We start from the raw sequence: 14,038 nt of genomic DNA, 5'->3' as shown, positions 1-14,038 counted from the left end.
TCCAAATCCGGTCACCACCCGTGTACGCAATTTTACAACTCAGAAGCGGTGAGTCCTGGATCGCCGGTCGCTATCCCACAGAGCGCGACGCACCAAACAACTCCAAATAGTGTCATTTTCGATCACTTTCAATCATTTTTATGGTAACCTGAACGCGCTTGCGCCTCTGCGCACCGAGCGCGCAGACAATCAATAATAGGTACCTGAGAGGACTCAGTATGAATAGACGTGATTTCCTAATAAAGTCAGCCTTTGCGGCTTCGTTGCCGGTAGCCCTGTCCGCATGCCAGCAAGCGCCACTCGCCTATGCTGGCCCACAAACCGCAGCCCAAGAGCGCAAGCCGGGCCGTTTGAGCTGGCTGGACGGCAATGAACCCACCAGCAAGGAAGGGACAACATGGGGTCACCCGTGGGCACAGGGCGAGCTCAGCACCGACCAGGCCTTGCACCTCATCAGTCAGCGGGGTGAAAAAGTCCCTTTGCAATCCTGGCCCACGGCCTATTGGCCCGATGGCAGCGTCAAATGGACGGCGCATGCGGTTCCGGCCAATAGCGAGTTGGGGGAGCAGTTTACCCTCGCCAAAGGACAGGGCCCGGATCCAACATTCAGGGTTGAAGTGCATGAATCGGCTACAGAGGTGCGTATTGAAAACGGCATATTCACCTGTGTCGTGCCCAAAGATGGGCCACACATTGTGCAGCGCCTTGAACGCGACGGAAAAATTATCGGGCAACAGGCGAAACTGGTCGGTTTGGTTCAGGACCAGCCCTACAGCGAACCTGGAGTCACTACCAACGTTGAGCAGTTTGAATCCAATATCGAGAAGGTCGCCCTCGAGCAACAGGGTCCTGTGCGCGCCGTAGTCAAGCTCATGGGCAAACACCGCACCACCAGCGGCCGCGAATGGTTGCCCTTTACATTGCGTCTGTACATCTACTCGGGCGGCGAATCCCTGCAGATCAGTCATAGCTTTGTGTACGATGGCGACGACCAACAGGATTTTATCAAAGGCCTGGGTTTGCAGTTCGACGTTCCACAGCGCGATGAGTTTTACAATCGTCACGTCAGATTCGTGGGCGAAGACGGCGGTTTATGGGCTGAGTCACCTCAGGGAATAACCGGCCTGAGGCGCGATCCGGGTAAAGCCGTCCGCGATGCGCAGATTGCCGGTGTCAAAACGCCGCCTCTCAGCGAATGGGAAGAGCGGGTCAGAACGCGCATGCACTGGATTCCGGTCTGGAACGACTTCACGCTTTCCCAGCTCAATGCCAACAGCTTTGCCATTAAAAAGCGCACCAAGGCCGGACACACCTGGATTGATGCCGATCAGGGCAAACGCGCCCAGGGGGCAGCCTATATCGGCGGCGTTTCCGGCGGCATCCTGTTCGGCATGAGGGATTTCTGGCAACTCCATCCGGTACAGCTTGATATCCGCAATGCCGGCGGAGACAGCGCCCAGGCGACATTGTGGTTCTGGTCGCCGGAAGCGCCCGCGATGGACGTTCGCTTTTATCACGATGGCTTGGGGCAAGATACGCATCAGAAGCAGCTTGATGCGATGAACATCACTTACGAGGATTATGAACCCGGATTTGGCACTGCCTACGGCGTAGCACGCACCACCGATATGCGCTTGTTTGTACTGAACGCCACACCAACGCGCGATCACACCATCGCCATGGCTGATATTATTGCCCAACCGCCGCTGGTGGTTGCCTCGCCGCACGATTATTTGCAAGCCGGCGTATTCGGTTCGCTCTGGACACTCCCGGATCGTTCCAACAAATACAAAGTCGCCATTGAGAACCGACTCGAATGGCAGATCGACTACTACCAGCAACAAGTAGATCAGCGCCACTGGTACGGCTTCTGGAACTACGGCGATGTGATGCATGCCTATGACACCGACCGCCACGTCTGGCGCTACGATGTCGGCGGTTATGCCTGGGACAACTCCGAGCTGTCCCCCGACCTTTGGCTGTGGTACTCGTTCCTGCGCAGTGGTGACCCCAAGGCGTTTCGTCTTGCAGAAAATATGACCCGACACACCCGTGACGTGGACATCTATCACGCCGGTCCTTTCCGGGGCCTGGGCACCCGCCACAATGTTCAGCACTGGGGCTGTAGCGCCAAACAACTGCGTATCAGCACCGCCGCCTACCGGCGCTTTCACTACTACCTGACCGCCGACGATCGCACCGGGGATGTACTCTGGGAAGTGGCCGACGCCGACCAGATGCTGGGGGAGCTCAACCCGACCCGCAAGGTTGACCGCCAGCCCCTCCCCCCGGGCCAAGCCCAAATAGGGGTGGGCACCGACTGGGGCTCCGCCGCGGCCAACTGGCTGACCGCCTGGGAGCGCACCGGCGACCCGCGTTACAAAGACTATCTGGAGCGCTCCATGCGCGTCATCGGGGAGCACCCGCACGGCTTTTTTGCCGGCAGCTTCCTTTACGATGTGTCTACTCGCACCCTCGTTCCACACGCTGATCGTCCGCCCTCCCTATCGCACCTGAGTGCGGTATTTGGCCTGATTGAAATCTGTACGGAACTCAATCAGCTGTTCGATATCCCGGCGTTCAAAGCCGCCTGGCTCCAGTATGGTCGTCTCTACAACGCCAGCGCCGAGGAGCAGCGTGCCGCCTTGGGCGTGGCCTTCGGCAACAACAGCCTGACCAACGCTCACTCGCGCCTGACCGCCTATGTCGCGCATCGGGAACAGGATCGGGAGCTCGCTGAGCGAGCCTGGGCGGAATTCGCGCGGGAGTGGAACCGGAGTCGCAACCTGGAGGTGAAGCAGTTAACCGGTCCGGTGGTGCTCAACCCGACGGAGGAAGCCGCCTGGATGTCCACCAACGAGGCTGCCCAATGGGGACTGGCCGCCATCCAGAACCTGGCTCTGATCGGTTCTGAGGTGCGCTACCCCTAAACCGGTTGGCCCGGGGCACTGACACTGCCCGGGCCAACAGCATGTTTATTCAGAGCCCATAAAAAAGCCCCCGGGGAGCATTCCCCGGGGGCTTTTTAGGTTCCCGCTGTCAGGCTTACATGCGGTAGGTCAACCCTACCGAATATTCGCGACCGGCCCAATCGTAAGTGGACATACGGCCCGGACCTGCGTTGATGGAACGCACTTCACCGGTCAGGTTGCGTCCGTCGACATGGAAGCGCAACTGAGGGGTGATATTGTAGTTGAACTTGGCATCCAGGTAACCGGCACTATCGACAAAGGCCGGGTTGCCCGAACGGTCACGGGCAGCGACCAGATACTCGTCACGGTAGTTGTAGGCCACGCGTGCGCTCCAGCTGTTCGCCTCATAGAAAGCGGTAACGTTGTAGCTGTTCTTGGACTGGTTCGGGAATGGCAGTTCTTCCCCGGTCAGTGCGTTGAACAAGCCCACATCATCAGCTTCCATGTAGGTGTAGTTCACGCTACCGCCAAAGCCATCGAAGGGCGCGGGCAGCATAGTGAACATCGTGGAGGCTTGCAGCTCCAGGCCTTTGACCTTGACGCCACTGCCATTCAAACGCTGGCGCACATCCCAGACTCGACCATCATTAAAGAAGTCCACGTCATAGTTGGTCTCCGGATCGATAATCCAGCTGGTGATGTCTTTCGTGAACAGGGCACCGGACACAATGGAGTCCTGGTTCGGGTACCAGGTCAGAGCCAGATCCATCTGGGTTGCCCGATAGGGATCCAGATTGGGGTTGCCCGCAGTACAGACATTGGCCTCGTTATCAATTTCCGCCTGGGTGTTCTTGTACAGCGTACAGTTGGCATTGACGTTGATATCGCCGATACGCGGACGAGACATCACCTTGGCGGCGCCGAAGTAAAGTATCAACTCATCCTGAATCAAATGCAGGTTCAGGTTCAGACTGGGCAGCACATCGGAGTAGCTGGAACTGATGGTTTTGCGGCCATCGAAGATATCATCATCATCCAGTGACTCCTCCGACAGATAGATACCGGCATCATTCACAATCGGCTCGCCATCTTCATCCAGCTGATCTTCGATCACCCGAATGGTCACATCGCCGTTGGCCTTGGTATCGGTTTCCACGATACGGACACCAAAGTTACCGTTCAGTCGCAGTCCGCCCAGTTCGGTCTCGAAGTTCGCCTGGCCATAGATGGCATTGCTGGCGACTTCCACATCAAAGTTACCGCGCTGCACATCCAGATCCCGACGCTCAGTGCTGTCGGCGCTGACTTCACGCATCGCCTGCATAAAGGCGTGGTTATCGATCGCCTGCCAGGTCCCCAAGGTGTTGACACCCAGGCTGTAACCTTTGAAGAACGGATCCGTCTCCTGGGTACGCCCCTGAATCAGCGCAGTCTGATCTTCAATCGTCCACTCTTCATCGTTGTAAGTGGCACCAACATTGCGGCTGATGTCGTGGCGAAAGCTCCAGTTGGCAAAGGACTCGGTTCTATGCTGGAAACCGGTCATAAAGGACGTAAAGAATCCGTCTTCCGGACTGAACACCAGATCAAACTTGGCCATATCTTCCGAAGTTTCATCCCGGCTCGGCGTATACCTGAACCGGGAACCACCCGCATAGCTGCCCGGATCATTCACATCAAATGTGTTGGAGGTATCACTCAGATCGTCCGGATTGCGAATATAGGCGTTGCTCAAATTGATGTCGGGCAAACCTTTCTCATTCAGATCTACGCGGATCCCGGCAATCCCGTCAGCCCAAGCAGTGGTGTCGCGTGAATCAATGTCTTGCTCCGACTCGGAACGCGCCAGCTGACCGGTAGCTTTCCACTGATCATTTTCAAACTCAAAGCCGGTTTCAAGCATGGTGGTTTTCTGATCCCACGCAAACTGAAGTACCCGGTTACTGACCGAAGCCTGAGCAGTTTCGAAGGAGGCAACGTTCTTGTTGGGACGAACAACCACGCTATCCGGGTCGATTCGGGCTGCGGACTGAGTCTCAAACTGCAAGTTGATATCGTGGGCCGCTTTATCCCGGTGGTTTACGGTATAGCTGACGTGGCTGGAGAAATAATCGTTAAACCGATACTGCGCCATGGCATTCGCGCTCAAGCGCTTTTCATCCCGGCGCCACATCCCGTAGCGCGGCAGGAAGGGGGAGAAATCCAACCACTGAGACTCACAATCCTCGACGCTGGCGGCCGAAGCACAATCAGCTTTGTCAGTCACGCCAGCATAATCCGGATGCACTGTCGTTTTTTCGGGTGAGTTATCGTAGTCGGCAAACCTTGCCCACTCAGTGTTTCTGAGTGCATGAATAATCGTGTTTTTATCTGATGCAGTAACGTTCAGAAGGACGCCAAAGTCTTCATTAAACTTGTATACGCCCGTAACGTTGAACTTGGGCATGATATCGCCAATCAGGTCGTTATACTGCCCTTCACCGGACACGGAAAGAAAGTTCGAGTCAAACTCGTTGGGCTTGCGCGTGTTAACGTGAATGGTGCCGCCGATGCCGCCCTCTGTCAGGCGCGCTTCCGAGCCCTTGATCACATCAAGGGAGCGAACCAGCTCCGAGGCCATATCACGGAAGTCTACAGCACGGCTACCTCCCATACCCATGGCGCCTACACCATTGACTTCTACCCGCAGAAGGTCCGGAGAAACGCCGCGAATACTTACCGTCGCACCTTCGCCGTTGTCGCGGTCAAGCTGAATACCGGGGATACGCTGCAGCGCCTCGCCGATATTCTTGTCCGGGAATTCGCCGATATCCTCGGCGACCAATGAATCAGACATGGTGCCGGATTCGCGCTTGCGATCCAACGCACTACGCTGACTGAAACGAATACCGGAAACTACAATCTCTTCGATAATTTCCTGGCTCAGCTCGTTTTGATTGCCATTGGCGCTTGGCGCCTCCTGCGCAAACACCGAAGCCGGCGATACCATTGCCAGGGAGGCTGTCGCCATTACGACGGACGCAATGCCGACCGACAGTTTCTTGCGTGAAAACGGAACGCTGATTTCGCGCAGAGTCTGTACATGGGGTTGATGAAAATTAGTCATGGTTCCCTCGTTTATTGTTAGCAGATTGTGTCAATTATTTGTGCGTACAACCCCAATACTAAAACGCCTCACGAACCCAGTCAATCATTTTCATTCATTGATAGTCATTTTCTTTCATGGATGTTGACTCATTGTCTCGCCACATCTTGCAGTCCAGGCCCAATCCACCGGTATTTTACACGCGGAGAAAAGCTCTAACGGTCGAATACGCCAAGAGCTGATCTCGTATACCCCTCAGGAAACTGATGTAATATCGCTACTATTTATGGATTTTTGGCTATTTTCACAGGAATTTAAGTCGGTATCCCTTGGAGACCCAGAAACTTGGCCATTTCTTGACCTTGCATCAAAGACGTGCGCAGACCACCCACGCATCAATCATAGGCAATCATTTACAATCAGATCACCCCTCTGTTATTGTCTCCCGCTATAACACACACGCCGGGTCAGTCCCGCCACACCCACTCACTTTTGGTAGATCTATGAAACCTTTACTTGGCCTACGCGCCCACGACTTTGGACCCAAGCCTGCAGAGCAGCTCGCACCTTCCATCGCCGCATCAGGCGCCGCCTGCGTACAGTTGGCACTCGCTAAAGCGCTGCCCGAGGGCCATTTGTGGCCGTCAGACTTCAAACCAGGGGAGCTGGAGCAGATACGCGGCCACTTCGATAAAAACGGCCTTTCAATTGCGGTACTCGGCTGCTATATCGACATGGTTACCCCCGACGATCAGGCTCGCGAGCTGGAACTGCAACGATTTGAGGCGCATGTGGCCATGGCCGGCCGACTCAACTGCACCATCGTCGGCACGGAAACCGGCTCTCCGGACCCTTACCTGCATCACCCCGACGGTCGCGAACAGGCCTTCCAGGTAGCACTCGCGGGCATTCAGCGTCTGAGCAAGGCGGCCGAGGCTCAGAGCGGCGTGCGCGTGGGATTGGAACCGGTGGCCGAAACCCATGCAGTGGCATCCGCCACCCACGCCCGGCGCGTGCTCGACCACGTAAACTCCCCCGCGCTGGGCATTATTTTCGATCCGGTCAATCTGGTGCCACCCAAGGGACTCGACAGCATGGAGGCTTTTCTGGATGAATGCTTTGACGCCTTCGGCGACAAGATCATCGCCTTGCACGCCAAGGATTTTGTGATGGACTCGATTGCTGGCAGTCCCCGCAAGCGCGACAACCTGCCCGCCGGCACCGGTGTCATGGATTGGGTGGGTGTCTTTACCCGCTTGATCAAGGCCGGAAAACAACATGTACCGATTTTGCTGGAAGACGCGGGGCCCGATAGCGCCGCGCTGGCATTCACCAACCTGCGCGCCGCCTGGCTACAGGCTGAAGAGCACTTGTCAGCTAACCCCTGATCCCCCATAAAAAACGCCGACCAAGGGTCGGCGCTTTAGGGGCGTTTCGCTCGGGCGCCGCCACGCCAGGCGGCGGCGAACGATCAGATATACTTGTTCATGTATTCAACCAACGCCAGAATCGCCATGGACTGACCATAGGGCATGGACGTCAGGGGAATATCCCGGTAGCCCTGCAGGTCATCAAATACCGGCGTACCAAAAGACACATTCTGCAACTCGCCGTCATCGGAAATATTGGCCAGTACCGCGCTAATGGCTTTTTGCGCAACCGGTTCGTACTCGGCCGACAAGTAGCCTTTGCGCACACCCTTGAGAATACCGTAGGCAAAACCCGCCGCGGCAGAGGCTTCCAGGTAGGAGTCGCTGTCATCCAGCAGTGTGTGCCATAGGCCATCTTCATGCTGACACTCGGCCAAGGCCTTGACCTGGGCGTCCAGGGTCTCCTCCAGGAACATTCTCAAACCATCATCCGCGGGCAGATCCAACAGCTCGATAAACTCGGGAATGGCGATGGTCACCCAGCAGTTGCCGCGCGCCCACAGGGCATCGGCAAAGTTGTGGCGGCCGTCAAAGGTCCAGCCGTGAAACCAGAGCCCGGTCTTGCGATCCGCCAGGTACTTGATGTGCAGCATGAACTGGCGCTTGGCCTCTTCAACGTAGGCGGGGCGGTTCAGCAGCAGGCCGATCTTGGCCAGTGGCATCACCGACATCATCAAGGTGTCGTCCCACAGTTGCTGATGGTTCTCTGAGTTGAACACGATGTGCTGCAGGCCGTTTTCCTCGGTGCGCGGCATATCCCGCATTATCCACTCGGCCCACACATCCAGGTAAGGCAAGTAGCTGCGCTCATCCAGGCGCTCGGCCAAATAGGCCAACGTCAAAAACGGGGATACCGTGTTGACGTTTTTGGTTGGGGTGCCAGCCGCAAAACGGTCCTTGAACCAGTCCTGCATGACCTGCAAGGGTTTTTCATCGCCGGTAATGTCCCACAGCTTCAACAGGCCGTAGAGACCGATACCGTGGGTCCACTCCCAGTCGTTCCAGCCCTTGGTGTCGATCACCCGCCCGTCATCCAGGCGCAGGAGAAACTCGCCGCTGGTATCCTTGATGTTGACCAGGTTGTCGATCAGTTTATCGATGGTTTGCTGCACATCGCTGCGCTCGATGCCGTGTACTGTGTTAACCATAAAACACTCTCATTTATTGCTACAGATTTATTAGACCAAAGACTCCACGCGGCTTGGTGGATGCAGTTAGTATTCAGATCTACGACCTGATTGCCGGGCCGGGCGCCGACTCTACGGGGCGCGGCTCACGCTGAGCGCTAAGCATACCAGCTCCACTCGACAATGTCGATCATATTCAATCACAACTGGTCATAACTGTTCAGGCATGTTATAAAAGTGATTGGAATAGTGACCCGGCTACCCAGCGCCCCGTAGCCTGCCTAACAACGATAATGAGTGTACCGCCATGACAATCCGCTGCCTCTGCCTGCTTTTTTGGATTCTGCTCGCGCCCGCCAGCCTTGCCCAGCCAAACCTGCCCCGCATTGTTATCGCTGGGGACTCCACCGCCGCCAGCTATAACAACCCCGATCAGCAGGGCTGGGCAGCGGTGCTGGAAGAGTATATCGATACCGACCGCGCCCAGGTGATCAATCGCGCCCGAGGCGGACGCAGCAGCCGCACCTTTATTACCGAGGGCCTTTGGCAAACACTGCTGGACGACCTGCGGCCCGGAGATATCGTTGTTATTCAGTTCGGTCACAACGACGCCAGTCCGGTCAACGATACGACCCGCGCCCGGGGCAGCCTGCCCGGTACCGGCGATGAGAGCCAAGCCATCGACAACCAACTGACCGGCCAGCCGGAAACCGTTTACACCTTTGGCCACTACCTGCGCACCATGATTGCCGACGTGCGCGCCCAGGGCGCCACGCCCCTTTTACTGTCTCCTACTCAGCGCAACCGGTGGCACAGCGATGGCCGCCTGCGGCGCCACAACGACCACGGGCGCTGGGCCTATGAAGTAGCCCTGGCACAGAACACGGGCTTTATCGATCTGACGAATCTGGTCGCCGACCAACTTGAAGCCTTGGGGCAGGACGCTGTGGCAGCGCTTTACCCAAAAGATCACACCCACTTTAATCGCGCCGGTGCCCTACTCCATGCCGAGCAGGTGATTCGCGCGGCGCGCGGCCTGCGCCCGAACCCTTGGGATGACCTGCTTAACGACCGGGGCCGCGCTCTGGATGCCGACATAACCACTTGGCTGCGCCTGCCCATGCGCGCCCGGGCCGACCAGCGCTCGGTGTTTCTGATCGGTGACTCCACCGTGCGCAACGGCGCCGGGGACGGTGCTAATGGCGAGTGGGGCTGGGGCGATTTTCTAGCCCGATACCTGGATACCGGCCGGGTCAACGTCGTCAACCGTGCAGTCGGCGGTCTGAGCAGCCGTACCTACTATACTCAGGGCTACTGGACGCGCACCCTGAACATGATGCAACCGGGGGATGTGTTGGTGTTGCAGTTTGGCCACAATGACGCCGGTGCCATCAACGACGACAGCCGTGCCCGGGGTACGCTGCGGGGCATCGGCCCCCACTACCAACAGATCGACAACCGGCTCACCGGCGAGCCCGAAACGGTCTACAGCTACGGCGGCTATCTGCGCCGCTATGTCGGCGAGGCCAAGGCCCGAGGCATCACCGTGGTGATCTGCTCTCCCATTCCCCGCAATCGCTGGCAAGGAGATGCGCTGATTCGCGCCGAGGATTCCTACCCGGATTGGGCCCGGCAGGTCGCCCTTCAAAGCCAAAGCGCCTTTATCGATCTACACCAACAGGTAGCCCAGCGCTACGACCAACTGGGCCCCGAGCGGGTAACCGAGCTGTTTGCCAATGATCACACCCACACCAGCGCAGCCGGTGCCGAGCTCAATGCCGAGCTGGTGGCCCAGGCGCTCAAACCGCTACTGGGCCTGTAAATTTGAACCTGCCAGTTTCAGGCGTAGACGTTTTCTTCACCATAACAAAGAGAGAGATATATGAATCAACCTTGCACTCCCAGTGGGCGTCGCACACGCCTGGCCTACCTGGCTCTGCCTCTGGCCTTGAGCCTGGCAGGCTGCAGCGCCGACAACCAGAGCCCCACCAACACGAGCGCGACGTCAAGCGCCGCGCCCGCCGACACTCCGCTGGCACGTCAGATTGAACATCTGGATCGAGGCTTGTTGGCCGTGCCCGGGCCCGAAGGCATATTGGTGTCCTGGCGCCGACTTTATGGCGACAATGAATCCCTGAACTTCAGCCTCTACCGTAACGGTAACCGAGTCGCCACCGCAGGCAACCACACCAACTTTCTCGACCGCGAAGGCGCCCCCGGGGATGCCTATGAACTCCACCTGGATCAACAGTCGGTAGCCAGCACCGAGGCCTGGCAACAAGGCTACCTGGAGATCCCGCTGACGCCGCCCGCCGATGGCGTGACCCCGGACGGCGAGCACTATTCCTACACCGCCAATGACGCCAGTGTCGGCGATCTGACCGGCGACGGGCGCTACGAAATCATTCTCAAGTGGGACCCCACCAACGCCAAGGACAACTCCCAGGGCGGTTACACCGGCAACGCCTTTCTCGACGCCTACACGCTTGACGGTGAAAAACTCTGGCGCATCGATCTGGGGCGCAACATCCGCTCCGGTGCTCATTACACCCAGTTTATGGTGTACGACTTTGACGGCGACGGCATGGCTCAAATCGCTATGAAAACCGCCGACGGCACCATCGATGGTCAGGGCCATGTGATCGGCGATCCGGAGGCCAACTGGGTATCCGACGGCGGTAAAACCGAGGTGCGCGACCGCACCGGCTCAGTGGTCACCTCCGACGGGCGGTTAATGGGCCAATTGAAAGGTCGCATCCTCACCGGCCCGGAATATTTTTCCGTGTTCGATGGCCGCACCGGCCGGGTACTGGACACTGTGCCCTATATCCCCCAACGCGCACCCGGCAACGACAACCCCAGCATTGAAGAAATGAAAGACATCTGGGGCGATGGCTACGGCAACCGCTCCGAGCGCTACCTGGCTGGGGTCGGTTATCTGGATGGCGAGCGCCCGAGTGTGATTATGGCGCGCGGCTACTATGCGCGCACTGTGGTAGCCGCCTATGACTTCCGCGACGGCAAGATCAGTACCCGTTGGGTATTCGACTCCTCGGCGCCGGACATGCCCGAGAATTTTGGCGGTCAGGGTAACCATCAGTTGTCCATTGCCGATATCGACGGCGACGGCAAGGATGAAATTGTCTACGGCGCCATGGCCATCGACCACGACGGCTCCCCCAAGTGGACCACGGGCCTGGGCCACGGCGACGCTCTGCACGTCAGCAATCTGAATCCGGAAAACCCCGGTCTGGAGGCCTTTGGGGTGTACGAAAGCATGCGTGATAGCGGCGGCATCGGTTCGGCCATGCTGCGCCTGTCCGACGGTAAAATCCTGTGGAGTACCCCAGCCGAAAAGGATGTTGGTCGAGGCGTCGCCATCGATATCGACCCTCGCCACCCCGGCGCCGAAGCCTGGGCGACCAACTCCAACAACCTGTACAACGCCAAGGGCGAAGTGATCGCCGACACCCGTCCGCGTCAGGTGAATTTTGCGATCTGGTGGGACGGCGACCTGCTGCGTGAAATCCTCGATGACACCACCATCTCCAAGTGGGACTGGCACACCAACACCACCGTGCCACTGCTGGAAGCCACCGGCACCCTCTCCAACAACGGCACCAAGGCGACGCCATCGCTGTCGGCGGATATCTTGGGCGACTGGCGTGAAGAGGTGATCCTGCGCGCCGAAGACAATCGTTCCCTGCGTATCTATTCGACACCCATTCCCACCGAACACAGCCTGACGACGCTGATGCACGACACCCAGTACCGGGTCGCCATTGCCTGGCAGAATACCGCTTACAACCAGCCGCCGCATCCGAGCTTTTTCCTCGGACACGGCATGGACACGCCGCCCAACCCGGCGCGACGGGTAGTCAAGGCCGAGTAACACCGATTTGCACAACCGTGCGTAAAGAAAAGCGAGGCACTGAAACCAGTGCCTCGCTTAAAGCACTACCGCATACGTATGAATCGGCCCGTGCATATTGGAGCGAAACACCAGGTACTTACCGTCCGGTGAAAACTGCACGTTAGGCTCAACCCGATAGTCGTGCTTGCGCATATCCACCAGTTTGGTGCTCTTGAGCCGCCCGGGGCGAATCAATTCATCCGCATTGGGCGCACTGACTCCCAGATCGTCAATCACTTCGGCCTCAAACAGGTAAATATATTTGCCGTCCTCTGCGTGAGCCACCATTTCGCTGTCGCCGCCATCGCCCGCCAGCCACTTGCCGTCGTAGGAAATCTGAAAATGCACCGACCACTCATTCCGCTGCAAATGAAACTGCTGGCGCTTGTGGGTGGTTAAATCGTAGGTGGCCAGCCAGAAGCTTTCTCCGCGAGGGGTTTGCAGATCGTAGTACACCTTATTGCCGTCGTAGGAAAAAAACTCGTGCCCGGCAATTTCCATGTTCATGGTGCGTTTGTGCAGGGTACGCTTGTTGCTGCCGTCGGTGTTGATCATCCAGATCCGGTCCACCATATGCCAGGGGCCCTCGTGGCAATACATCAGCACATTCGGGTCGGTGGTGGAAAACTGCACATGGTTGAGCCACTCGGTGGATTCCAGAATCACCTTGCGCTCGCCGGTTTCGATATTGATGGTAAACAGCTCCATGGGAATCCGCTGAGCCAGACGGTCGGCCATACGCACCTCCTTGGCGGCGGCAAAACTCAGGGGTTTGCCGTCCGGGCCCAGGGCGTGATAACCGCCGTCGGTATTGGCCACGCGCTCACCCGGTTGCAACTCAAACAGACGCGTAGCGAAGGCCCCCGCCATCAGGGTGTCGTCGGCGTTGACTGTGACAATAAAGCCCTTGGGGAAAACCCCGATAAAGCGTGCCTCGCCCGTAGGAATATCAATGGCGTAATACTCGACGTTCTCGAACAGGTTGTCGTTGTCCTTCTCTTTCACCTCGCCCAGGTAGCGCCGGGCGTAGCAGATGGGTTTGGTTCTGGACACCATGATCACTTCGTAATTGCCCTCGGCCAGCAGGCTCGTTTTGTGCTCGACAAAATCGTACAGGCCGATGCCCTCGGGGGTATCCATGACCGTGTAGCGGCTGTCCCGGGTAAAAGAGTTGTCATGGAAGTACAGTGCCCTGGAGTTGTCCTGGTCCGAGAGCCGGATAATCTCCTTATTGCTAAGCGGGTCGCGCCAACGCTTGGGAATACCGCCCTCAGTCGACGCTTCACTCACGCGGGTGGCTGCACGCAGTGAGTCGGACATCATAAACAGGGCGCTGCCCAAGGTGGTGGTTTTCAGCAATTCGCGTCGGTTCATGGGATTACCTCTCTCGTCAGTACTGAGCGCGCGTCAGTGGTCATTATTGGAAGCCCGCCAAGGAGACGAAGCGCGCGCTGAGCGCCAAAGGTGCTCGAATAGCCTCGGCCGACATGCGCACATATAATCATATTCAATCATAAAGTTGAAGAATTTAATCACAAGTGATTGGAATTAAGGTATGATTCCAGGGACTT

The 14,038-nt window shown here is 57.6% G+C and carries 7 protein-coding genes; 4 read left to right on the top strand and 3 right to left on the bottom strand.

All coding sequences use genetic code 11. The features are described from left to right. Positions 1-218: 218 nt before the first annotated feature. A complete protein-coding gene (locus DKW72_RS02150) occupies positions 219-2,930 on the top strand; it encodes an exo-rhamnogalacturonan lyase family protein (RefSeq protein WP_111640656.1) in 2,712 nt (903 codons plus the stop codon). Between the two features lie 115 nt (positions 2,931-3,045). Here the strand turns inward: DKW72_RS02150 and DKW72_RS02145 are convergent, their stop codons facing one another. Further along, the gene (locus tag DKW72_RS02145) at positions 3,046-6,018 is read right to left on the bottom strand and encodes a TonB-dependent receptor (RefSeq protein WP_111640655.1); all 2,973 of its coding nucleotides are present in this window, start codon (positions 6,016-6,018) and stop codon (positions 3,046-3,048) included. Between the two features lie 482 nt (positions 6,019-6,500). On the opposite strand from DKW72_RS02145, the gene DKW72_RS02140 reads away from it, so the two are divergent. Beyond that, on the top strand, positions 6,501-7,385 hold the full coding sequence (locus tag DKW72_RS02140) for a sugar phosphate isomerase/epimerase family protein (RefSeq protein WP_111640654.1): 885 nt from the start codon (positions 6,501-6,503) through the stop codon (positions 7,383-7,385). Positions 7,386-7,468: 83 nt separating this feature from the next. On the opposite strand, the gene bglB is transcribed toward DKW72_RS02140, so the two are convergent. Then, complete coding sequence (gene bglB, locus DKW72_RS02135; protein WP_111640653.1) at positions 7,469-8,575, bottom strand: beta-galactosidase BglB; 1,107 nt, start codon at positions 8,573-8,575, stop codon at positions 7,469-7,471. Positions 8,576-8,861: 286 nt separating this feature from the next. On the opposite strand from bglB, the gene DKW72_RS02130 reads away from it, so the two are divergent. Beyond that, complete coding sequence (locus DKW72_RS02130) at positions 8,862-10,376, top strand: rhamnogalacturonan acetylesterase (protein WP_111640652.1); 1,515 nt, start codon at positions 8,862-8,864, stop codon at positions 10,374-10,376. A 60-nt stretch (positions 10,377-10,436) separates the two neighbouring features. Beyond that, complete coding sequence (locus DKW72_RS02125) at positions 10,437-12,446, top strand: rhamnogalacturonan lyase (RefSeq protein WP_157960366.1); 2,010 nt, start codon at positions 10,437-10,439, stop codon at positions 12,444-12,446. A gap of 57 nt (positions 12,447-12,503) precedes the next feature. On the opposite strand, the gene DKW72_RS02120 is transcribed toward DKW72_RS02125, so the two are convergent. After that, positions 12,504-13,841, bottom strand: a complete 1,338-nt coding sequence (locus tag DKW72_RS02120; protein WP_111640651.1) for an oligogalacturonate lyase family protein — start codon at positions 13,839-13,841, stop codon at positions 12,504-12,506. Between the last annotated feature and the right edge of the window lie 197 nt (positions 13,842-14,038).

The sequence above is a fragment of the Marinimicrobium alkaliphilum genome, from assembly GCF_003259155.1.
GTDB lineage: Bacteria > Pseudomonadota > Gammaproteobacteria > Pseudomonadales > Cellvibrionaceae > Marinimicrobium_A > Marinimicrobium_A alkaliphilum.
This window is presented reverse-complemented; position numbering and strand designations above follow the sequence as displayed.

Excerpts from the sequence above, each read along its gene's own strand:
- DKW72_RS02150 (WP_111640656.1), top strand. The coding sequence starts at position 219 with ATGAATAGACGTGATTTCCTAATAAAGTCAGCCTTTGCGGCTTCGTTG.
- DKW72_RS02140 (WP_111640654.1), top strand. The coding sequence starts at position 6,501 with ATGAAACCTTTACTTGGCCTACGCGCCCACGACTTTGGACCCAAGCCT.
- DKW72_RS02125 (WP_157960366.1), top strand. The coding sequence starts at position 10,437 with ATGAATCAACCTTGCACTCCCAGTGGGCGTCGCACACGCCTGGCCTAC.
- DKW72_RS02130 (WP_111640652.1), top strand. The coding sequence starts at position 8,862 with ATGACAATCCGCTGCCTCTGCCTGCTTTTTTGGATTCTGCTCGCGCCC.
- DKW72_RS02145 (WP_111640655.1), bottom strand. The coding sequence starts at position 6,018 with ATGACTAATTTTCATCAACCCCATGTACAGACTCTGCGCGAAATCAGC.
- bglB (WP_111640653.1), bottom strand. The coding sequence starts at position 8,575 with ATGGTTAACACAGTACACGGCATCGAGCGCAGCGATGTGCAGCAAACC.
- DKW72_RS02120 (WP_111640651.1), bottom strand. The coding sequence starts at position 13,841 with ATGAACCGACGCGAATTGCTGAAAACCACCACCTTGGGCAGCGCCCTG.